This is a genomic window from Pseudobacter ginsenosidimutans, from assembly GCF_007970185.1.
GTDB classification, from domain to species: domain Bacteria; phylum Bacteroidota; class Bacteroidia; order Chitinophagales; family Chitinophagaceae; genus Pseudobacter; species Pseudobacter ginsenosidimutans.
Genome location: NZ_CP042431.1, coordinates 524,650 through 547,245, shown reverse-complemented (window position 1 = coordinate 547,245; position 22,596 = coordinate 524,650). Strand labels below are relative to the sequence as shown.

Genomic DNA, 22,596 nt, shown 5'->3' with positions numbered 1-22,596 from the left:
TGAATTGACATGTTAATAAAGAAATTTATCATAGCATTGACCGTCATCGGTTCACTGAGTGCCTGCAACAAGGTAATCGATGTAAACCCGGAGAGCGATCTCAATGCCAATGAACGATTCAAAAACCTTGACGATTACGAGTTCTCCCTTCGCGGTACCTACAGCCTTTTCAGAAGCACCAGTTATTATGGCTCAACTGATGGTGCCGCAAATGCATTTGTTGCATTACCGGATATGCTGGCAGATGATCTGCTGAGCTTTGATGATGAAAACCTCGGTAATGAGCTAGTGTTCTCCAGGTGGTTGTATACTTCTGCTGAAACTCAGGTACTGAATGCCTGGACTGCAGCTTACCGCATCATCAGCCAGGCTAACCTCACGTTGACCAATATTGACAATTTCGCCGGCGAAGATGAAGGAAGAGTAAACCGTATCAAAGCTCAGGCGCTTGCTATCAGAGCCCTGGTCCATTTCGATATCCTTCGCTATTGGGTGAATGATTACAAAAATGCCAATGCTCCCGGCATTCCTTATTTGGAAAAATACGATTATGAGCAAAAGCCAGGACGTGGCACTGTAGCACAAACCTACACAAAGATTGAAAAGGATCTGCTGGATGCGAAAGGCCTCATGCAGAATATGGATGATGATATCAATACTGGTGGTTCTCCCGCTTACATCGATGAATTGGCTGTTGATGCAATCCTGGCGAGAATGTATCTCTATAAAGGAGATATGGACAAAGCCATCGAGTTTTCTACAGAGGTGATCGATAATGTTGACCTGGTTGACAAAGCCAGGTTCGATCTGATCTGGCAGGATGCTGTGTTTGATGAAGTGCTCTGGTCAGTAACTTTCACAGCAGGCCAGGGAACACCGGGCGGTAACGTTTACGCACCTGATGTTAACCGTAGCCAGTATGCACCTAATTCTGACCTGATCAATGAATATGATCTGAACAACGATGTGCGTGTTCCCGCTTATTTTGCCGTGATTCCGAACAATGACGGAGATGACCGCGTTGTTTTGTCTAAATATCTCGCAAAGTCTGCATCAATGACCAAGCCTGATGGTGTTGTAAACTTCAAAGCGTTGCGTGTAGGTGAAATGTACCTGATCCGCGCTGAAGCATATGCGAAAGCAACTGCTCCTGATGAAGCTGCTGCCATGGATGATCTCAACACGCTTCGTGCTGCAAGGATCTATGGCTATACTAATGAGAATCTGAGCGGTCAGGCGCTGCTGAATGCCATTGAACTGGAGCGTCGTAAAGAGCTGGTAGCTGAAGGCCACCGCTTCTTTGACCTGAAAAGGAAAGGTGTAACAGAGCGCAATGTGAACAGGGCTGGCACCTGCTCTACCTGCGATCTGCCTGCTACCTCTTACAGATGGGCATGGCCGATCCCAAGAACTGAGATCGAAGCCAACCCTGCTATCCTGCCTCAGAACGATGGATATGGTCAATAATTAGGATTACATCCACATAAAAAAAATGGGCGCTCAGCAAGGAGCGCCCATTTTTTGTTATATCAATTAGCTGTTCAGATCTTCTCTATCTTCACCCTCACAGCCTCCGGTTTATTGATCTCATACAATCTTTGCTGCATCCTGTCCCACTCTTTGTACAAGTCCTCTTCCTTCGGTTTGTTCTTCAGGTAACGTTCTGCAGGTGGGCGCTCATTCTTTTTAGTAGCCGTATCTGCCAGTTTCCTTTGCAGGATGGCGATACCACTGTCTTTGATATTGCCATTCGGTAATTTGAACAGGGTCCTGTATTCCATATGACGAAGCTGGCGGAGATCAGATTCAATGGATTTCATCTTCAAACAATACTCCAGCACTTCTTTCGCCTGCCGGCTTTGTGGCGTATTCAGCAATGCAATATTGATGCCTTCACTGAATTGAGCGCTGCTGAATTCACCAGCTATACTATCGTTAAGGACTAACCGGTAATTGCCTTCAGGCAAGCCTGCCACTTTCAGCAATTCCGTATTGAATTCTTTTGTAAATGGCACCAGGTCCAGCGCCGGAGTAGCTGCTGAGAACATGATATAGGGCAGGGAAGCAGGCTGGTGGGTAAAATGGATTTCGTTCTTTGAGAATGAGAGGTCAGTCACCCTGGCGCCATGCGTGGCAACCACTTTCTTTGATCCGTAATTCAGTGAAATGATATTGGCAGGAATAGCGCCAAGCGTTGAGTGCAGGAATTGATAGGCCATAGTGAAATGCCCGGGTGATGCAGGATGCACGCGGTCCTTACCAACAATGGTAAAGCTGCTGTCTGTTGCCTGCATCTTCCTGTTGATGGCAGTCATGATACTCCAGTAATCAACTGTGCGTAACCGGTATTTGTCGGCCAGTTCCTGCATATAGCCGGCGCAGGTTGCCAGCGCATCGTTCACTCCATTCAGGTTTTCCTGGGGAAGTTTTGCTGTTTGATCATAGATGCTTGGTTTTTGCAGGATCACTTTCACTTTATGATCTACAAAGTATTTTACGATCTGTGAAAGGTTATCTTTATAAATAGCCAATGCCATTTTCTTCTTTTGCTGAATACTATCGATGCCATTGAATCTGGCTGCATAGAGTGGACGGTTCACATCGTTCATACCAATCATGATCACGGCATAATCAGGTTTGTGGACCATTATATCCGGTTGCATCCGCGCGAGGATACCGCCGGTAACATCACCTGAGATTCCACAATTGATGAATTCCACTTTCTGTTCAGGGTACCTGGTGGCATAGAAGCCCCTGATATAATGAAGGTATTCCCCTGCCTGTGTAATGCTGTTGCCAACAAAACAAACTTTAGCGCCATCAGGAAATACAAGGGAAGGAGATTGTGCAGAAACGACCGTAGAAATAATGGACAGGCTTCCTGCAAGGAAGAAATACTTTCTGAGCATAAGATCTGCTGTTATGGTTTGTGGTGCAATGATACCTGAAGATACAAACTGCCCGGTACACCCAAAACATCAAATATTATCCTGATTATCCCGGGTATTGAGCCGGTTTTTCTTTTTAATGCACCTCATTTTTTTTAAATATATTGTGGCCCTTGTTCCCGTACCGCCAAAACTTTTGCTCAACGGCCATGAAGCATAACCTTTATCTGATCATTTCTTCCTTTCCTGTTTTCAGCAGAAAAACGGTATGCATGTTATGCTGTTCTCTTTTCTTTTTTTTCATTGGCCGGTCCCAGGAATTCAGTTACTCTCATTATACCACGCGTGATGGCCTCGCCAGTAAAGTAGTGTATTGCATGCAGCAGGATACCGATGGCTTCATGTGGTTCGGTACGGAAGCAGGCGTCAGTCGTTTCGATGGCACCAATTTCAAAACCTTCACCATGCGCGATGGATTACCGGACAATGCCATTCTCCGGTTGTTTGCCGATTCCCGCGGACGCGTATGGATCATGCCTTTCAAGAACAGTATCTGCTATTATTATAAAGGGAAAATACATACACAGGAAAACGATAGCCTGCTGGCAAAGATCAGGCTCACGGACTTTGTGATGGGATGCGTTGAAACCGGCAATGGTGAAATTGTGATCATAGATAAGAAAATGATATGGGCATTTACTCCTGAGGATAAAGTGACCAACTATCAATGCCCGCGCTCTCCGGAATGTTATCTTACCAAACTCGTGAACCAGGATACCAAAGAAATATTGATGATGGATGAGCAGCAGGTATATGCTACAAAGGATTTCAAACAATACCATTATCTCTTCAATATTCCGGCCAAACAGGCGGGCGAAGGCACAGCACTGGTTACACGCGATCTTGTTTGCTGGTATTCGCCGGGCAACATGCTGCACGTAAGATCTCTCCGTTATAAGATCGAATATGAAGTACCGGTACCGAGCCTCAATACCATTCTGAAACTGGATGACTCATTGCTTTGTCTCAATACAAGCCGTGGTTCTTTCATCTTCAACATTCTTACCAGACAGATAAGCGAGCATTTTCTCAGCAACAGGAATGTAAGCAATTGCTTTACGGACAATGAAGGGGGCGTTTGGTATTCCACCATCACCGATGGCGTGTACCGTCTGCGATCCAGGCGGGTAAAGAATTTCAGAAGCCTTGGTGCAGGTGAGCAGAACTTTCATGTATTCGAATTGCAGAAAGACCGAAATGCCATTCTTGTAGGAACGGATATGGGATGCATGGAATTGAAGACTGATGAGACCGGGGCAGGGCTGAGCCTTTCAGAGAAATTCGATGGGGCATCTTTCAATAAGCCGATAAAATCTGTGATCATTCGCGGGGATACGCATATTCTCGGAAGCGGCCCTGGTGTTTTTGTCAGCAGTAAGGGTGCGCCATTTCGTTCTGCCATGCATTTCGGTGCTATCAAGCAGATGGATTTTCTGAATGATCGTGAACTGGTGCTGGCAACATCAGGAGGTTTGTTATTGATCGATTTCCCTTCGCTCCGCTGCACAAAAGTGCTCAGGGAAGGAAGGACCACCAGCATGCTGATCAGGAGAGACTCGATCTTTTTCGGTACGCTCACCGGCCTGCTGATCCGAAAGCCCGATGGTATGTACGATGATCTGGGTGATCAGATACCCTTCCTCAAGGGAAGGAAGATAAATGCAATCAGGGAGGCATCAGACGGCACCATCTGGGTGGCAGCATTTGGTGGAATTGTGGAAATCAGGAATCATGAAATGGGCCGGGTATTCGGCACCAACAATGGATTGAGCAGTGAAGACTGTCGTACGCTGGTGATCGACCGGAACTGTATCTGGGTGGGGACCGATAAGGGGCTCGACAGGGTTTTCATTGACCCACCGGGAAGCATCATACATTATTCCACTACTGATGGCCTCGGCTCCAATATGATCAATACATTGCTGGTGAATGGAAATTACCTCTACGCCGGAACTCCCGAAGGTGTTTCTTTCTTCAACAAGAGTACCATCAATACCAATTCCCGCTGCGATCTGCGTCTCCTGAATGTCAGCATAGACGGTGCGGCCGTAGCACCGGCCGTCAGCTATGCGCTCGATTACAACAAACGCAATATCCGCTTCGATTATGTAGGCATTTCCTACAGATCGGAAGGCGATATCGAATATACATACAGGCTCCGCGGTTTTGATACGGCCTGGCATAGAACAAGGCAAACCTCGCTGGATTTTATCGCATTGCCTGCCGGTGATTATGAGCTGGAGCTTTTTGCTACCAATAAATTCGGTGTGGAAAGCAAACCGCTGAACATCGCCATGCTGATCAAAACACCTTTCTGGCAAACAGCCTGGTTCATCACCCTCTCAGCTATCTTACTCATGGGCCTCACCTGGATGCTGGTAACGGAAAGGAGCAAACGAATCAGGGAAAGAGAGAAAGCTGCACAAGCGATCCAGGAAAAATTGCAGGACCTGGAACAGAAGGCGCTCAGGGCGCAGATGAACCCTCATTTCATTTTCAACAGCCTCAATTCCATTCAGGGTTTCATTCTCGATAACGATGCAGGCAGCGCCAATAAATACCTGAGCAGCTTTGCCCGCCTGATCCGGCAAACGCTGGACAATTCAGCGCATTCCGAGATCTCCGTGGAAGATGAGATCAATTACCTGGTCACTTACCTGCAGCTGGAGCAATTACGGTTCAAACATAGTTTCAATTACAGCGTGAAAGCAGATCCTGAAGTGAATAAGTCGCAAACATTCATTCCTGGCATGGTGCTGCAGCCTTTTGTAGAGAATGCGATCCGTCATGGCATTCAGAACAGGCAGCAGCAGGGAGGTTTTATACAGGTGGGATTCTCGCTTTGCCAGGATTGGCTCTGCTGCACTATTACAGACAATGGTCCGGGCAGGGAAGTAGTACAAGCCCTCAAATCATCTCAACATATCGAATACCAGTCCAGGGGCATGCAACTGACTACGGAGCGTATCAACGTGCTCAACCTTCAGCAGAAAAGACAGATCTCACTGGAAATGGAAGATGTATTGGATGAGGCCGGCAATGTAAGCGGAACGCGCATCATTGTAAAATTTCCTGTCAACCATTAATCATTAGGGTTATGAACACTATCAATTGCATTCTTGTAGACGACGAACCACTGAACCTCGATGGCCTGGAAAAGATGATCAACCGGTATTGTCCTGAGCTCACCGTGGTGGGGAAAGCCACCAGTGCGAAGGAAGCGCTGGAGCTGATCCGCGCGGGTTCACCGCAGATCGTTTTCCTGGATATTCAGATGCCCAGGGAAAATGCGTTTGACCTGCTGGATAAATTAATGCCTGTAAACTTTGAGATCATCTTCGTTACTGCTTTTGATAATTACGCACTTAGGGCTTTTCGGTACAGTGCACTGGATTACCTGCTCAAGCCTGTTGATATGGATGAGCTGCGTACGGCAGTGCAGAAAGCGCGCACCAAACTGATGGAGAAAGACGTGAACATGCGGCTGGCCGGATTCCTGGACCAGATCAGGGAGAAGAGCGGGAATTCAAGGATCGCGTTGAAAACGAAGGAAGGTCTGATCTTCTATCCCATCAAGGACATACTGTATTGCACAGCCGAAAGGGCCTACACCCGTTTCACATTTGTGAACAGCAAGCAATTACTGGTGAGCGGTAATCTGAAAGAATTCGAGATCCTGCTGCCTGAAGACAATTTCTGCCGTGTACACGATTCTTATCTTATCAACCTTGATCATGTAAAGAAATATCATTACGGAAAGGGAGGATATGTAGAGATGGCTGATGGGGTACCCATCGACGTGAGCTCCCGTAAACGAGCGGCCTTTCTGGCCAAGCTAAGGTACTAAGGCCGGTACGCGATGATACCCGGCCTTAGACCAGTATGAATATTTTACAGCTCGCCGTCCCATTCCGGCGCCCCTTCGAGCTTTGATAACAATCCTTCAGGAAGGAAGGGCCTTCCGCCGCCGGCTTTCACACAGGTTCCGGAAAACACCGCTTTGGTAACGATCTTGTTATTGAGGAGAATCGTTTGCCTGAAATGAAGAACTGCTTTATTCGTTTTGTCCAGCATCGGGCTGCAGGTGACCTGGAAAGTATCTCCTTTTTTGAGCGAACGTACAAACTGAAGCGTGTATCGGGACAGCACCATGTTATTCCCTTTATGTGCCTCTGCTTCGAAATCGAAATCCAATACTTCGCGGATGAAATCATGACGGCACCATTCCATGTAGAACGGATAGTACAATCCATCTACGATCTGTTGCACATCGATATGTTCGTCTTTTACTGTATAGGTTTTTGAATATTCCATAAAACTACTTTACTCCAACCATGGAATTGGTGGAAGGGTCCCATACTTTCAACCGGAAGCAGGCAATGATGTCCGCAGGATTCAAGGTTGTTGTTTTTGCTTTCTGCAATTGTGGAATGCTTGACATTACTTCCGGAAGGCGATAAAATGGAATACGGGAATTGATATGATGGATATGATGATACCCGATATTGGCTGTAACCCATTTCCAGAAAGGATTCATCACCATATAACTGGAGGATGACATGGCAGCTTCTTCATAACACCATTCATCTTTTTCGCGGAAGGTCACACCGGGGAAATTATGCTGGGCATAGAACAAATAAGCGCCGATCATGAATGCTACCAGGAATGGGATCACGGCAGCCAGCAGCCAGGTGAACCAGCCCAGGTATACAAAGATCAGTACACCGATAGTGAAATGCACCACCAATGCAACCAATGAATCCCAGTGACGTTTGGGCGCACTGAGAAAAGAGCGCACGCACATACCATACACGAACATGGTGAGGTATCCGAACAGAATGGTCAGCGGATGACGGACAAACAGGTAGCTGCGTTGCTCTGCTTTGGAAGACTGCATGAATTTCTGTTTGGTCATGATCGGGTATGAGCCGATGCTGGCACTGAAGAGTTTACTGTTATGATTGTGGTGATAATCATGCGAGCGCTTCCAGATGCTGGTGGGCGCCAGTATGAAAATACCGTAGAGTTTGAACAGAACATCTGCTGGCAAAGAGCGGTGCAGGATGGTATGGTGCTGGTGATCATGGTAGATCACGAACATGCGCACCATGGTCAGTCCGGCTCCGATGCTGCAGGCAATGCGCAACAAGGGATTGTTGAGAAAATAAATACCTGCGAAGAACGCCATCAATATTGCCAGCGTAGAAAGGGTAAAATACCAGCTTTTCCAGGGGATTTCTTTGGCAAATGGTTTGGTGGCAAGGATCAGTTCCCTGCCCGATTTAATTTGCATGATTTGTAACTATGGGGTTTTTAAACAATTGACTTTTCTGCCGGGCGTTTATGTTTCCAACGTTTATGTGTCCAGAGCCATAATTCGGGTTGTTCCCGGATATCTTTTTCCAACCTGGCGGTGTGTAATGTAGTGATCTCCGTATCTGCTGTATTCTTAGGTTCTTCAGACAATAATTCTGCCAGTATCGTATAATAACCTCTTTTTAATCGCTTTATTGTTATGTATACAATGGGATAATTCATTTTTTTAGCAATCTTTTCTGTTCCGGGAAATACAGGTGTATCCTGGTTGAGAAAGCTTGTCCAGATTGCATTTTCAGGCATGGGCGTTTGATCGGCGATGAAGGCAGTGGCGCTGGTGATGGATTTGTACTTCACCATGTCTTTGTAGGTCTCTCTCATGGCGATAAGTCCTGTACCGAATCGTGTGCGCATGCGATACATCAGTCCGTTCAGGTATTTGTTGGCGAGAGGATGGTATACTACAAACAATTTTTGTTTACAGGTAAGGCTGAATGTATTGCCTGCCCATTCCCAGTTACCGTAATGTCCCATTACCAGGATGATACTTTTTCCTTCCTGGTTGTATCGATCGAAGATCTCCTTTGCCTGTGGGCTTAATGTACAATGCTTCAGCATGGCAGATCTGCTGATGGTAAGCGTTTTGAAAGTTTCGGGAAAGAGATCGCAGAGGTAATGGTAGAAGTCTTTGCACATCCTTTTTATTTCCGCTTCCGATTTTTCCGGGAATGCATTCCGGAGGTTTTGCATGGCCACATTCTTACGATAGCCAACAACATAATAGAGCACAAAATAGAATCCATCACAAACCCTGTATAAGACAGGGAAGGGTAGGAGGGATAGAAAATAGATGAACGGTAGCGAAATATAATAAATCAGGCCTTGCATAAAGTACCCAATATAAGGCATCTCTTTAAATTAGCTTAATTTATCATGGTAAACTCTTCCCAAAAGTGCGATTAATTAGATAATTTTTAATTTAAGGCCGATGAGTAAAGAACAATTCTTCTTTCAGGTCCGCAATTATTATCCGGTCACAGACGAAACGGAGCAGGCCTGGTCTGCATTGCTGAGGGAGAAAATGTACCGGAAAGGAGAGTTGTTTGTGGCAGAAGGACAGGTGCCGCGCAAATTTGCATTCATCTGTAAGGGTCTGGCTTATCAGTCTTATCTGCCGCCTGAAGGCGAGATGATCATCAAATACTTCTTTCCGGAAAATCGATTGGCGGCATCCGTCTCGGCCACCATGACTGGTACTCCCAGCAGCTTTGCTATTACCTTTATCGAGGATACTGTTGTGCTGGAATATGAATTCAGTGCATTCAGAAAATTGGTGGATACATACCATGATCTTGCCCTGTTTTACATCAAATACCTGGAAAAGCATTGGGTGATCGAGAAGGAACCACTGGAGATCGCTTTTCGTACAGATACGGCGGCAACGCGCTATCAGCAGTTCCTGCAGACGCATAGGCATATAATTCCCCGTTTGAAAAAATACCATATCGCCTCTTATCTTGGCATCACTCCCACGCAACTGAGCCGTGTTATCAGCGGCAAATAATTTCCGTTTCTCAACATATGTAAATTTTTTCCCGGCGCGGACTTGCGAATTTAGTTCCGTCGAAGCCGGCATTCCGGCTATTTTGAACCATTGAAAAAGATTATAATGAGCAAGAAAAAAGTAGATGATTTCCTGGCAAAGCTGGATCATCCTTTGAAAAAAGAAATGGAAGCACTACGCAATACCATTTTAAAAGTACATCCTGATATTACAGAAGATGTTAAATGGGGCGGCCCGAGCTTTTATTACAAAGGCGATATTGCAACGTTCAGTTTGCGTGTAAGGGACACCGTTACACTGATCTTTCACCAGGCTGAAGGCTTACCTGCCGGCGATGTGCTGGAGGCTGCGCCCAAGGGTAAGGCCTATGCTAAATTTACAAGCATGGGAGAGGTGGAGAAAAAGAGTAAGGGTCTTCAGGGCATCATTAAGCAATGGGTTAAGACGATGGATAAGTCATAAGATTCAGATCAATGGGCATGCTTCATTAATTCGAACACTTCATCGATACCAGTGCCGGATAGTTTCAGGAAATAATTGTTTGTTGGCAGATGGTGCAGGTTCAGGGGAATAATATGATTCCCTGCCATAAGATTGAATTGTTTGGTGTAGATGAGGCGGCTTGCTCCATCATAAATGTTTACGTTGATATTTATGGGCGCGCTTAATTTAAGCCTTAGGTTAACCCTGCCTTTGGTAGGATTCGGGTACAAAGTAATGTCTGAGGCAGCAGATGGTTTTAGCGCTAACACTTTGGAATATGCGAAATTTCCATCGAGGTCAATTTGTTTTAACCGGTAATAAATAATGGGATATGCTTCTGCCCCGATGTTGAGGTCTGTAAAATGATAGCTGTGTTCACCGGGTAAGTTCCTGGCGGCAACTGTGCCGATCTTTGAAAAGGCGACTCTGTCTGTACTCCGCTCTACTTCGAAAGTATGGGTGTTTTGTTCATTGGATGTTTTCCAGGTAAGCAATGCGTCTGATCCTGACATGCGTCCGCTAAAATCCAGGAAGGTCAGGGGAAGTGCGGCGTCTAGATTGGCTACCCAGATTTCGGCGCCATGTGAATCGTCTGTCATCACAGCGTAGAGGTATTTACCTGATTCCACAAATTTTACAGGACTGCTGCCACCTGATTTTGCTACGTCCTGCAGCAGGAATGTACCGGAAGCAGTACCATCGCTGCGTATGGGTTCTTCGCCATGTGTACCATTATTACCACTGAAGAATACTTTTCCTTTTATACCATAAGGAATGCCAGCTCCGTTTCCCGGGCCGGGCCAATAATCTGTGACCATACCGATACTTACCTGTGGTTCGAGTTTCCATAATTCGTTTCCGGCTACGCCGTTATTGGCAGTGAAGAATAGTTTGTTATCGATCGCTTTCAGGTCTCTCGGTTCGCTGCTGCTGACACCGGGATTGATATCACTCACATTGGCCAGGCCTGATCTGGCTGTTACTACCCAGAGCTCGCTTCCGCTGGTAGGGTGTATGGCAGTAAAGTAAAAATTGGGACTAAGCCAGGTGAGGTAACGTGGATTACTACCCGCAGCTCCGGGATAGATATCTGCCAGCTGGAAAGTGCCAGCATCTGTACCATCGCTTTGCCATAATTCACTTCCGGCAGTGGCAGTTGTGGCATTGAAATAAATGACTCCATTGGCAGGGGTAAGATAACGCGGCTGGCTATGCGCTGATCCGGGATTGATATCTTTCACCATTACTGTTCCGGCAGGCGTGCCATCTGTTTTCCAGAGTTCGATCCCATTGATGTTATTGGTGGCGGAAAAAAATACCTGCGTGCCCAGTGAAGTAAATTGAGTTGGATCGCTGCTGTTTGTTCCTGCGATAATATCCTTTACCAATACTGTTCCTGCTGCTGTACCATCACTTTTCCATAATTCCTTTCCAGTGGAGGCGTTGATGGCAGTGAAGTAAATAGTGTTGCCAACAACCTTTAGATAGAAAGGTTCTGAAGATGGCGCGCCTGGGTTGATATCCCTTACTATGTAAGTGCCTGCAGTTGTTCCATCGCTTCTCCAAAGCTCAGATCCGTTTATGCCGTCGGCGGCTGCGAAGTAAATGATCCCATTCATGAGAACTATTTCCTGCAGGGTATTGCCGGTAGCGCCTGGCATGATATCTTTTATCAGTGATGTACCTGTTGCTGTGCCGTTGGTTTTCCACAGTTCTCTGCCATGTATGCCGTCGTCAGCGCTAAAGAACAATTCGTCGTTCGGACCGGTGATGAATTGTGTATTCTCACTTACAGCATTGTTATTGGTTGTTGGTCTGATATCTTTTACCAGCATTGTTCCGGCTTCTGTTCCATTCGATTTCCATAACTCAGTCCCGGTTTGGTCACCATTACCGCTAAAATATATTACACTATTGTTACTAACTATTGTTCCCGGAGTGGAGAAATTGAGAGATGGGTCAGAAAATGAATTGATATTTTTTACCAGTACTGTGCCCGGCTCTGTTCCGTCAGTTTTCCAGATGCCCGTTCCTGCTGTTGTTGTTGCGATGAAGTACAGTGCGCCATTCATGATGGTCAATTGCGAAGGCATACTTGCTTCTGCCGGACTGGGATTTATTTCTTTCACGATCCTGGTACCTGTCAATGTGCCGTCGGATCTCCAGAGTTCATAGTTCACATTGAAATCAAATGGCGCTTTAAAGTAGAGTGCGCCATTGAAGGAGGTAAGTTCGTAACGGGTTAAATTAGTTGCGAGATCAAATGATCTGATCACAGAAGTGCCTGTTGAAAGTCCATCACTTTTTCCCAATGAGATCCGGTTGCCAAAATCCAACATGTAAAATAATGTTGCATTCACCATGGTGAGTTCCTTGATCACGCAGGGAGTGCTGTAATTGAGGGTTTGAACTAAAACAGTTCCTGCGGTAGTGCCGTTTGATTTCCACAGCTCGATACCATAACTGCCTATTTGTAAGGTGAAGTAAAAACTGTTGCTATTCTTTGTGAAATTATCCATGGCGCTCATGTTGGACCTTACAATAACGGTTCCGGCGGCTGTGCCGTCGCTCTTCCACAATTCCGGTCCTATATTGGGATTATAAATACTGAAATAAATCCAGCCATTCAGTTCCAGTTGCAGGTTAGGTGTACTGCTGATGCTGCCGGGAACGAAGTCCTTTAGCATAACCGTTCCGGCGGTAGTGCCATCACTTTTCCAAAGCTCGCGTCCATTTACCGGATCTGAAGCAGCAAAAAAAGCTGCATTGTTTAATACAAGGATCTTTCCTGCCGGACCGCTTTCTATGCCGGGATAAATGTCTTTGATTAGTTGGGTGCCTTGCGCGGTTCCGTCAGTTTTCCATAGCTCACGTCCATGGATAGGGTCGGTAGCAATAAAAAAGATAATGCCATTGACCACTGTGAGGTTTGTTGGCGAACTGCTTTGCATACCCGGGTAAATATCTTTTATGATTGTGGTGCCTGCGCTTGTACCATCGCTTTTCCATAATTCAGTTCCGGCATTGGTAGTGGTGGCGGTAAAGAATAAAGTCCCGTTCATGATCACCATTTCTCCGGGATATGAGCCTGAAGGAATTGACTGCGGGTTTTCATTTATGTCCTTCAGGAGGGAGAAAACCTGTGTGGTGGCGGAATATCCGCTGAGGAGGAATAGCAATGTAAGCAGTGTACAATTTTTCATGTGCAGGAAAAGTTTTGGGAGTACAGTTTGGCGGGTATTCTCCTGGTAAAACTACATTGTCGGGTATTGGGTCGGAAACGACTTTAAACGAAAGGCGGCTTTGTTTTTACAGACGGTGGGGATGTTTTGAAGGATAGTGGGATCCTTCATTGGGTTAACGGCGGGGATGGATTGATAAAAGGAAGGAGTTGTTTGTTGAGTGGTGGGCGATCTGCATCTGAAGTATTGATCTTATTGTTATATTTATTTTTCATTTTACGCCAATCATTGGAAAATATACCTCTACATATCACTAACGAACTGTTTATTCGAATTGCGGAAGGGGATGAAAATGCATTCAATGAATTTTACAGCCTGATGTTACCCCATCTTACCGCCTATGTTTTTAAGTTGGTTAAATCGGAAGATGCAGTCAGTGAAGTGATGCAGGAGTCATTGATACGTCTCTGGCTGCACCGCGATCAACTGCCGGAGATCCGGCATTCACAGGCATGGTTTTACAGGATCGTATCCAATGAATGTTATCGCTATCTGCGTAAATCCGGGCTCCAGCTGAATACCCATAGCCTGGAAGATAGTCAGGCAGCTCATCACAAAAACAGTTCGGAAAGTCCCGAACCTTACCTGGCCTTCCGCGAAACAAGACGGATCATTCAGGAAGTGGTGGCTGGTCTTTCACCCAGGCAGCAGTCCATCTACAGGATGAGCCGGGAAGAAGGTAAGAGTCTGGCTGAAATTGCAGCAGCACTGGATTTGTCCAGAGATTACGTAAAGAAAGTACTGATGACTGCCCTGGAAAACATCCGCAAAAAACTGACTGCAGATGGCCGTTTGCCGGTTATTCTTGTTTTCCTCCTGCTGAAATAATTTTTTTTGAGCAATGGTCCCTAAAGAAAAGTTGCCGGGTCTTAATAATATATGACAATGCGAAAAGATCGCCTTCATTATCTGGTGCAGCAGTACACAACTGATGCTGCTACTACTGCTGAAAGAATCGAATTGCAGCAGTATTTGGATTCTGGTTCCGGCCAGGAATTGTTTGCTGATGTGGTGAGTGAACAGGCGGCCGGGCACCAGGACGCCAGTTTTGACAGTTCTCCTTACGCAGGGTTAGCACAGGAAGTATTGCAAATGGATAAGGGAGGCCTTTATCCGTCAAAGCTCAGGAGGATGCGCTGGATCGCAGCCGCAGCGGCGGTTTTAATACTGGCAATATCCGGTGGCATTTATTATTTAGCACAAAAATCAATCGAACCCTATGCCCTTGCGCAAACAGAATTAAAAAATGATGTTCAGCCAGGCAGAAGCGGAGCGATACTGACACTTTCAGATGGAAAAAAGGTTCTCCTCGATAGCGCCGCCAATGGTTTGATTGCAGAGCAATCCGGTGCCCGTGTAGAACATAAGGATGGACAGGTACTGTATAATAAAGGCAATAATGCTGTGGCCGTGATCAATACCATGGCTACACCCAAAGGAAAAAAATACCAGTTGACATTGGCTGATGGCACGAAAGTATGGCTGAATGCAGCTTCATCAATTAGTTTCCCAACTGCGTTCACTGGCAAGGACCGCACTGTTTCCATTACCGGTGAAGCTTATTTTGATGTGACAAAAAATGCAGCAAAACCATTTCGCGTCAGAGTGAACAATATGGAAGTGGAAGTATTGGGAACTCAATTCAATATTAATGCCTACAGCGATGAACCCCTCATCAAAACAACTTTGCTGGAAGGGGCTGTAAGGGTTACAAAAGGTACCGGAAGCCAATTGCTGAAACCAGGCCAGCAGGCACAATTGGATCAGAACGATCAGTTAACGCTGATCTCTGATACAGACGCAGCTTATGAAATGGCCTGGAAGAATAATGAATTCAATTTTAAATATACTGATCTGAAAACGGTGATGCGCCAGCTGGCCCGTTGGTATGATCTGGAAATAGTTTATGAAACCAACGCCCCGGTCAATAAAGAATTCGGAGGTAGAATTCCCATGGATGCTTCACTGTCGCTCATTCTAAAAGTCCTCGAAAAAGGTGGCGTGCATTTTCGTCTCGAAGGCAATATGTTAACAGTACTGCCTTAAGTTAAACCTTATACTCCTTTATGTTTTATGACTGCCTGTAAGGTGCTGCACAGCACTTTGCAGAGATGGAATATTTATGCCAAAACTAAAATCCCTTTTGCTGCTTATGAAGCAATCAATCGTACGAAAGGAACGGGAGTATTTACACTGCCAGGAATTTACAAAATACAGGAGAAAGGTTTTCCGGTACATACTGCTCATCGCTTGCTTCTTCCCTTTGCATGTATGGGCTCAGACAGTAACTCTTAAAGTAAAAAATCAGTCTGTAAAAAAAGTATTTGATGAAATAACAAAACAAACAGGTTACACCTTTTTTTATGATGAAACTCTATTGAAAAAGGCTAAGCCGGTTACAGCAGAAATAAAAAATGCCTCTTTAAAAGAAGCAATGGAGGAGATATGCGTCCATCAACCTTTTACTTATTCCATCGAGAGTAAGATCATCATCATCACGCTGATTGCAACCAGGAAAACAGACCCTCATGCTGATAGTACAGATCTCAGTCCTCAGCAGGAACTAACAGTGACCGGACGCGTCTTCAACCGGCAGGCACTGCCCCTGGCAGGTGCAACCATAACGGTTAGGGGCAAAGGCAGAGGAGGAAAAACAAACGAAGACGGACGATACAGCATAACAGCCGATGCAAATGATCAATTGATTATTACCTATGTTAATTTCAGACCGGAGAATATATCCATCAAAGGACGTAAAGTGATCGATGTGGTGATGGAACCCAATATCAGCGCAATGGATGAAGTAACTGTTTCCACCGGATACCAGAAGATTGAGCAGAAATACCTCACCGGTTCGGTTACCAGTTTAAGAATGGATTCGATTTATCAACCCGGAATTACATCAGTAGACAGAATGCTGGAAGGGCGTGTACCGGGTATGATCATGATGCAAAACTCCGGACAGGCAGGTGCTGCGCCCAAACTGCGCATCCGTGGCACTTCAACGATAATGGGTACACGCGAACCACTTTGGGTAGTGGACGGTATCGCACTAACAGACCCGGTATCCATCGATCCCAACCGGCTCAACGATCTGGACTTCGTAAACCTGGTAGGCAATGCTATTGCCGGACTTAATCCCAACGACATTGACAAGATTGAAGTATTGAAAGATGCTACAGCTACTTCCATGTACGGGGTAAGGGCCGCCAATGGAGTAATTTCTGTTACCACCAAAAGAGGTAAATCAGGTCCTCCAACAGTCAGTTACAGTAACAACGTCACTTTTACGCGGCGCCCCCGCTATTCAGACAATGATGTGTTTATGATGAATTCCAGAGAAAGGGTAGAAGTGTCGAAAGAAATGTTCGACCGGCAGATCCCCATTAAAGGCATTCCGGAAGCGTACGAAAAAGCAACCATGGATTATTACAATGGTGTGATTGATTATGACACCTATATGCAGCAGGTGAACCGGGCAAAAACCATTAATACAGATTGGTTGGGAGCTGTAACGCAGGATGTACTGTCTTCCAATCAGACCCTGGGCATTTCCGGGGGTAATCCACAGAGCACGTATTATGCTTCCATAGGTTATACCAATGAGCGGGGTGTAATAAAAGGGGAGTTCAATAAACGGTATACCGGACTGTTTAATCTTAACCTGAATTATAGAAATTTTCAGGCAAGGTTCAGTGTAGCTGCCAACAAAAATGACCGTCGCTATACGCCCTCGGATCTCCGTATCCTCGACTACGGGTATGGCACCAGCCGTGCTATTCCGATTTATACCGAAAAAGACAGCTTATACTTTTATCACAACACCATTCAAGGCGTTGCTTCTCTAAACCCCAGTTTCAATGTACTGAATGAAATGAACCATTCAGGCCAAACGTTAGCAGGCAACAGTTACATGCTTACTGGTAACTTCAATTATCAGTTGCTGCCAGGACTGCAACTCGAGGCCCTTCTTTCGTACACAAGCTCCAATACCGAACAGCGGAACTGGTTCGATGAACAAACAAACCGGGCAGACAATATAAGAGGCCCGGTTGCCCAACTGCTCACAAGCACACTCCCATTCGGAGGAGAGCTATTGCAACAAAATGACCAGCAACAATCTTATACGGTCCGTGGAAATGCCAATTTCAATCACTTTTTAGATGAGCGTAAAAAACACTTGCTGAACATAATGCTGGGAGGAGAAATGAATTCTGCAAAAAGTAGCGCTCTGAAACAGACCCGCAGAGGTTATTATCCTGAAAGAGGACATAGTTTTGCCCAGATTGACCTCAATACCTATACAGGTTATGCCACCTGGCTTGGAGATTTCGGACAAGCCACCATTACAGAAGGATTGAACAACACAGTGGGCCTGCTTGCTGCGGCCAGTTATATTTATGATGAACGCTATATTGTTACCCTCAATGCCCGGAGTGATTTTTCCAATGCTTTTGGCGACAGAAGTAATGAGCGTTTCCTGCCTACCTGGGCCATCTCCGGCCGCTGGAATATAGATAAGGATATATTGAAAAATCAACCATGGGTAGACATGGCGGCCTTACGTATTTCTTACGGAACGCAGGGAAATATGCTGGCTGGTCAAACACCTTATGCCATTATTCAGAAAGGAGAATTTAATAGCTCCTACCAGGCTTATAGTTCCACTATCGCACATTTTCCCAATCCTTTTCTGAAATGGGAAAAAACTGACAGCTATAATGCGGGCCTGGACTTTTCTTTTTTCAAAGGCAGGCTCAATGGCACTGTAGAATTTTTCTATAAAAAAACTTCCAACGCATTTTTGACAAGAACAGTTTCACTGGTGAATGGACTTGATGCCTACACAATAAACGCAGGCAACCTGGAAAACAAAGGAGTTGAACTGAGATTTAATTTTACACCTGTCAGCAATGCAAAGAGTGGTGGAAAGAAAGGATTTACCTGGCGGATCGATCCTCAACTGGGGCAGGTTTTCAATAAGCTGATCGATCATGCACTGGGCAATGAAAGAAAGGCAATGATCACTGATCCGAACACCATTGACTATGCATCCTATTTGAGTGGTGCAGTGCCGGTAAACGGTAAGTCGGTCAACACCTTTTATGCCTACCGGTTTAAAGCACTCGACAATAATGGGCTTCCCGTATTCTATGGCGCAGAACCCGAAAATGCTGCTGCGCTTGAAGCCAGGTATGGTAAAATGAATAGAGAAGAAGTTTTCAGGGAAGTGATGGTGGAGGCAGGAAGGCGGGAACCCGTGCTGCAGGGAGGTATTTCCAATTACCTGGGTTACGGCAACTGGTCAATCAATTTCAACTTTACCTACAGTCTGGGCAATAAGATCCGTTTACTGCAAATTACATCAGGCAACTACGGAAGCTATCAACCCACCTCACAACAAAATCTGCGGAAGGAATATCTAAACCGCTGGCGCTTTCCAGGCGATGAACAGAAAACCAATATTCCAGGATTGTATCCCCTGGAAAACACCCCCACCAAATGGTGGTCCGGAAACACATTTGCAGCCGATTACTATCAGATGTACGACAATTCCGACCTGCGTGTTGTAAAAGCTGATTACCTGAAGCTGCAATACATTGCCATCAATTATAAATGTCCACAGGAGATCTGTAAACGCTATCGGATGAAAGGAGCCTGGATCAGTCTTTCCGGCACCAACCTGTTTACACTGGCAAGTAAAAAGCTGCAGGGACAAGACCCTACACAATCAGGTTCAAGCCCCAATATCAACATGGGCCTGCGGCCCGTTTACACCGTTGCCATAAATGTGAGTTTCTGAACTTAAAATCGTACAAATGAAACCTGTTTATACCATCCTCATTGCAGCGCTGATATTTATCAGTCCATCCTGCAAAAAGTTTTTAGCCGCTTATTCGCAAAACCAGACTTTTATACAGTCGGCTGGCGATCTTGATGAATTATTGATTGGTGGTGGTTATCCTTTAGAGAGTTTGTGGCAGGAACCATATTGGCTGGATGACGATCTGGAACAAAATCCCGGGCTATCAAGCAAGATGGGCAGTCTTGAATTTGGGAATTTTGGTTTGCACTTCTGGCAAAAATTTCCTGCAACCTCAGGTCGTGGAATTCCTAATGTCTCGTATGGAACAGGTTATAAATCCTTTTATCAGAAAATCGCAACGCTTAATACCATTTTATTCAACATTCCGGCTCTCAGAGAAAAGCATCAACCGGAAAAAGAGCTGCAACGCATTGCAGGCGAAGCACATTTCCTAAGAGCCTTCTACTATCTGTTATTGACGAATATTTATGGTAAACCTTATCATGCTGCTACGTCAGCGACTGATTACAGTGTACCACTGAAAATTTCCCCGGAAGTAGAAACCGGCTATCTAACAAGGGCCAGCGTGAAGCAAGTGTTCAACCAGATAGAAATCGATTTACTGGATGCAGAAAAAGAATTGAACGGGTTTAATGAATCAACTGTTTTAAGGGCCAGCCAGGCTGCAGCACAAGCATTGCTGAGCCGGTTATACCTCTTTCGGGAGGAATATGAAAAAGCAATTTCCTATGCTGAAAAGGTCATTCAAAAACGCTACCAGCTGCGGGATATCAATACCTTGTCCGCTACAACTCCCTTTTTGGAAAGGGCTTCTCCCGAAACCATCTTTACGGCAAGATACATCGGCGGTACTTCGCTCACTTTTATGAATGATGCAAATGATGTGGGACCGGGTTTTGAAAACTACAGGGTGACTGAGGATTTACTCGGTATCTATTCAAATAAAGATTTGAGACTGCAGGCCTTTTTTAAACAAACGCCTGATTACGATTTGATCGCCAGAAAATCGGGAGAAAATCCGAATGTAAATGATAACTCTATCGTCAGGTTGCCGGAATTGTACCTGAACAAAGCCGAAGCATTAGCAGTGCTGGGCCAGCATGAAAAAGCAATTGCCACCATTCAGGAATTACGCAAAAAACGTTTTAAGCAAGATGATGTTACCAATATTGATTTGAGCGGAGCCGAACTGGTACACTTCATCAGGGATGAACGTCGCCGGGAGTTTTGTTTTGAACAACATCGCTGGTTCGACCTGCGGCGCTATGGCGTCAATAGTAAGTATCCCTTTGGAAAAGCAATCCGTCATCGGTCTTTTGCGTATGATGCTTCGGGACGTTACGTAGAAGGTTATTATGAATTGAAACCCTATGCAGAAGAACCAGCAGCATATGTACTTCCCATACTGGATAAAGAAATCGAATTCAACAAAGGAAATATTACCAATGAACCCCGGCCAGACCGGCCGTTGATTCCATAAGATCAACAATACAATTGCAAACCCAAAACATCATTTATGATGGCAGTCAACAAAATTCAAATCATCAGCAGCTTGTTTTTCCTGTTGGTATTGAGTGTGGTGTCTTGTAAAAAAGAAGCACCACTGCAACCAGGGGATCCCGATAAAAATTACCTGGTGGTAAAAGACAATCCTTCCGACCCCGTGGATCATGCTATTTTCAAATTTTACCAGGAAACAAGCGTGCCGGTTTTTTACAACGATACGATTGCGCGTGAGCATGTAGGTGATAGTGCAGGTATTCCAGTTTATTTCTACCATAAGCTGGCAACAAATTATACGCTGCTGGGCAGGCAAAATGGACTTTCCTATCAACTGATTGCTGAGAAGGAATGGGTGTTGCCGGTATTACCGCTGCTGAAAGCAGAAGTGCTGCTTCAGGTTCCCGCTGGTATTCCGGTACATAGTATTTTGTTGGTAAAAACCCTGCAAATAAGAGGAATTCCCGGCAGTGATAATGCTGGCTTTTCTTCCATTGCCGATAAACCTTACCCTGCTTTGAACACTTTCATTATACCACTGGTCAATCCTGATACAATGACGGAAGCAGGCAGAAAAAATTATGTTGCTTCTATTTTGGCGAAAATGGCTTCCAAAAAATTGCTGCTTGAACATCTTACACAGATAAAATCAAACTTCTACGGTATAACCATAAATAGCTTTCCGGGCCAGAGAATTTATGGAGAGCGATATAATGTCATTTCTCCCGGCGGCACTATTGTACCACAAGAGTATGGTTTTATACCAGCCAGCTATTCATTGAGCCTGATGAACAGAAAAATCATGCCGTATGCACAAGACGACCTGCTTACCTTTCTGGAAGCCGCTTTTACCTATGACACCACCGCAGCTTTCGATGCTGATTATACAACTTACCCACTCATACTGCAAAAATTCAGGGCTGCCCGCACATTGTTAAAAACAATCGGGTTCAGGTTTGCTGATTGAAGTGAACCAGTGAACTCTTCACCTAAATTGTTGCTCATCGATGATTACCAGCTATACCCCCTATGAAAATTATTCCATCCTGCATGCTGAAGAAAAAGCATTCAACGAACTGGTGACCCTGTATACGCCAGATTTATTGACCGTTATATCCGGTATCACCAAATGCCGCTATGTGGCGGAAGATATATTACAGGATACTTTCCTGAAGTTATGGTCCAGGCGCGAAACGCTTGCTTGTGAAAATCCCGGTGGTTGGTTATACCGTGTTGCTGTTCATGCTGCCTATAAGTACCTGCATAAAGAATCCCGAAGAACCAGGGCGCTGCAAGATCTTACTGCTGGCAGCAAACCAGTATGTATACCTGCTGCAGATAACCGGATGATCAGCAAGGAACAACAGTGTCAGTTGGAACTTATATTCACTCGTCTTCCCCAAATGCAAAAAAAAGTATTCTGGCTGAGCAGGGAAGGAGGATTGAGCCGCGCTGAAATTGCCGGCAAACTGAATATCTCCTGTAATACCGTTAGAGTACATCTGACAAGGGCGCAGCGTTTTTTTAAAGCACAGCTAAGTGCTGTAAGTTTATTCCTGTTTTTTTTCGGGTTTGCTATTTTTTGTGCGAATGCAAGTAATACCAAAAGCGTGATAAAGGATCTTGATAGTACAGAGGAAAATGTTTATGAAATCTCATCAACCCATATTACATCGTTCACTGAAGAGCAACAACGAATAATTAATTATACCTAGC

16 protein-coding genes are annotated in these 22,596 nt (G+C 45.2%); 11 read left to right on the top strand and 5 right to left on the bottom strand.

Features of this window, described 5'->3' with window-relative positions; all coding sequences use genetic code 11:
• The first annotated feature begins 9 nt into the window (after positions 1 to 9).
• A complete protein-coding gene (locus tag FSB84_RS02160) occupies positions 10 to 1,467 on the top strand; it encodes a RagB/SusD family nutrient uptake outer membrane protein (protein WP_130543119.1) in 1,458 nt (485 codons plus the stop codon).
• A 74-nt stretch (positions 1,468 to 1,541) separates the two neighbouring features.
• Here FSB84_RS02160 and FSB84_RS02155 read toward each other — a convergent pair whose 3' ends face one another.
• On the bottom strand, positions 1,542 to 2,909 hold the full coding sequence (locus tag FSB84_RS02155) for an SGNH/GDSL hydrolase family protein (protein WP_130543120.1): 1,368 nt from the start codon (positions 2,907 to 2,909) through the stop codon (positions 1,542 to 1,544).
• A gap of 188 nt (positions 2,910 to 3,097) precedes the next feature.
• Between FSB84_RS02155 and FSB84_RS02150 the strand changes: the two genes are divergently transcribed.
• Both FSB84_RS02150 and FSB84_RS02145 read left to right on the top strand, forming a co-directional pair.
• The gene (locus FSB84_RS02150) at positions 3,098 to 6,034 is read left to right on the top strand and encodes a sensor histidine kinase (protein ID WP_130543121.1); all 2,937 of its coding nucleotides are present in this window, start codon (positions 3,098 to 3,100) and stop codon (positions 6,032 to 6,034) included.
• 11 nt (positions 6,035 to 6,045) lie between these two features.
• Positions 6,046 to 6,795, top strand: a complete 750-nt coding sequence (locus tag FSB84_RS02145) for a LytR/AlgR family response regulator transcription factor (RefSeq protein ID WP_130543122.1) — start codon at positions 6,046 to 6,048, stop codon at positions 6,793 to 6,795.
• A 44-nt stretch (positions 6,796 to 6,839) separates the two neighbouring features.
• Here FSB84_RS02145 and FSB84_RS02140 read toward each other — a convergent pair whose 3' ends face one another.
• Genes FSB84_RS02140 through FSB84_RS02130 form a run of 3 tightly spaced genes read right to left on the bottom strand, consistent with a single transcriptional unit; the run spans position 6,840 to position 9,152 of the window.
• Positions 6,840 to 7,262, bottom strand: coding sequence for an acyl-CoA thioesterase (locus FSB84_RS02140; protein ID WP_130543123.1), 423 nt, complete (start codon positions 7,260 to 7,262; stop codon positions 6,840 to 6,842).
• Between the two features lie 4 nt (positions 7,263 to 7,266).
• Entirely contained in the window at positions 7,267 to 8,241 is a 975-nt protein-coding gene (locus FSB84_RS02135; protein WP_130543124.1) for a fatty acid desaturase family protein, read from the bottom strand.
• Between the two features lie 20 nt (positions 8,242 to 8,261).
• Complete coding sequence (locus FSB84_RS02130; RefSeq protein WP_130543125.1) at positions 8,262 to 9,152, bottom strand: lysophospholipid acyltransferase family protein; 891 nt, start codon at positions 9,150 to 9,152, stop codon at positions 8,262 to 8,264.
• A gap of 100 nt (positions 9,153 to 9,252) precedes the next feature.
• On the opposite strand from FSB84_RS02130, the gene FSB84_RS02125 reads away from it, so the two are divergent.
• Positions 9,253 to 9,828 (top strand): Crp/Fnr family transcriptional regulator, encoded by a 576-nt coding sequence (locus FSB84_RS02125; RefSeq protein WP_130543126.1) that lies wholly within the window; start codon positions 9,253 to 9,255, stop codon positions 9,826 to 9,828.
• A gap of 105 nt (positions 9,829 to 9,933) precedes the next feature.
• On the top strand, positions 9,934 to 10,290 hold the full coding sequence (locus tag FSB84_RS02120) for a DUF1801 domain-containing protein (protein WP_130543127.1): 357 nt from the start codon (positions 9,934 to 9,936) through the stop codon (positions 10,288 to 10,290).
• Positions 10,291 to 10,298: 8 nt separating this feature from the next.
• Here the strand turns inward: FSB84_RS02120 and FSB84_RS02115 are convergent, their stop codons facing one another.
• Positions 10,299 to 13,514, bottom strand: a complete 3,216-nt coding sequence (locus FSB84_RS02115) for an ELWxxDGT repeat protein (RefSeq protein ID WP_130543128.1) — start codon at positions 13,512 to 13,514, stop codon at positions 10,299 to 10,301.
• 126 nt (positions 13,515 to 13,640) lie between these two features.
• On the opposite strand from FSB84_RS02115, the gene FSB84_RS02110 reads away from it, so the two are divergent.
• The 6 genes from FSB84_RS02110 to FSB84_RS02085 all read left to right on the top strand — a co-directional run bounded on the left by FSB84_RS02110 (position 13,641) and on the right by FSB84_RS02085 (position 22,595).
• Positions 13,641 to 14,381 (top strand): RNA polymerase sigma factor, encoded by a 741-nt coding sequence (locus tag FSB84_RS02110; protein WP_317132477.1) that lies wholly within the window; start codon positions 13,641 to 13,643, stop codon positions 14,379 to 14,381.
• Positions 14,382 to 14,438: 57 nt separating this feature from the next.
• A complete protein-coding gene (locus tag FSB84_RS02105) occupies positions 14,439 to 15,599 on the top strand; it encodes a FecR family protein (protein WP_158643750.1) in 1,161 nt (386 codons plus the stop codon).
• Positions 15,600 to 15,987: 388 nt separating this feature from the next.
• Positions 15,988 to 19,356 carry a SusC/RagA family TonB-linked outer membrane protein gene (locus FSB84_RS02100; RefSeq protein ID WP_158643749.1) on the top strand — a complete coding sequence of 1,123 codons (3,369 nt, stop codon included), beginning with the start codon at positions 15,988 to 15,990 and terminating at the stop codon, positions 19,354 to 19,356.
• A gap of 16 nt (positions 19,357 to 19,372) precedes the next feature.
• Positions 19,373 to 20,860: a RagB/SusD family nutrient uptake outer membrane protein gene (locus FSB84_RS02095; protein WP_130543132.1), complete on the top strand. Its 1,488-nt coding sequence runs from the start codon at positions 19,373 to 19,375 to the stop codon at positions 20,858 to 20,860.
• 36 nt (positions 20,861 to 20,896) lie between these two features.
• Positions 20,897 to 21,847 (top strand): hypothetical protein, encoded by a 951-nt coding sequence (locus FSB84_RS02090; protein ID WP_130543133.1) that lies wholly within the window; start codon positions 20,897 to 20,899, stop codon positions 21,845 to 21,847.
• Between the two features lie 40 nt (positions 21,848 to 21,887).
• Positions 21,888 to 22,595, top strand: coding sequence for an RNA polymerase sigma factor (locus tag FSB84_RS02085; protein WP_130543134.1), 708 nt, complete (start codon positions 21,888 to 21,890; stop codon positions 22,593 to 22,595).
• Position 22,596 lies beyond the last annotated feature (1 nt).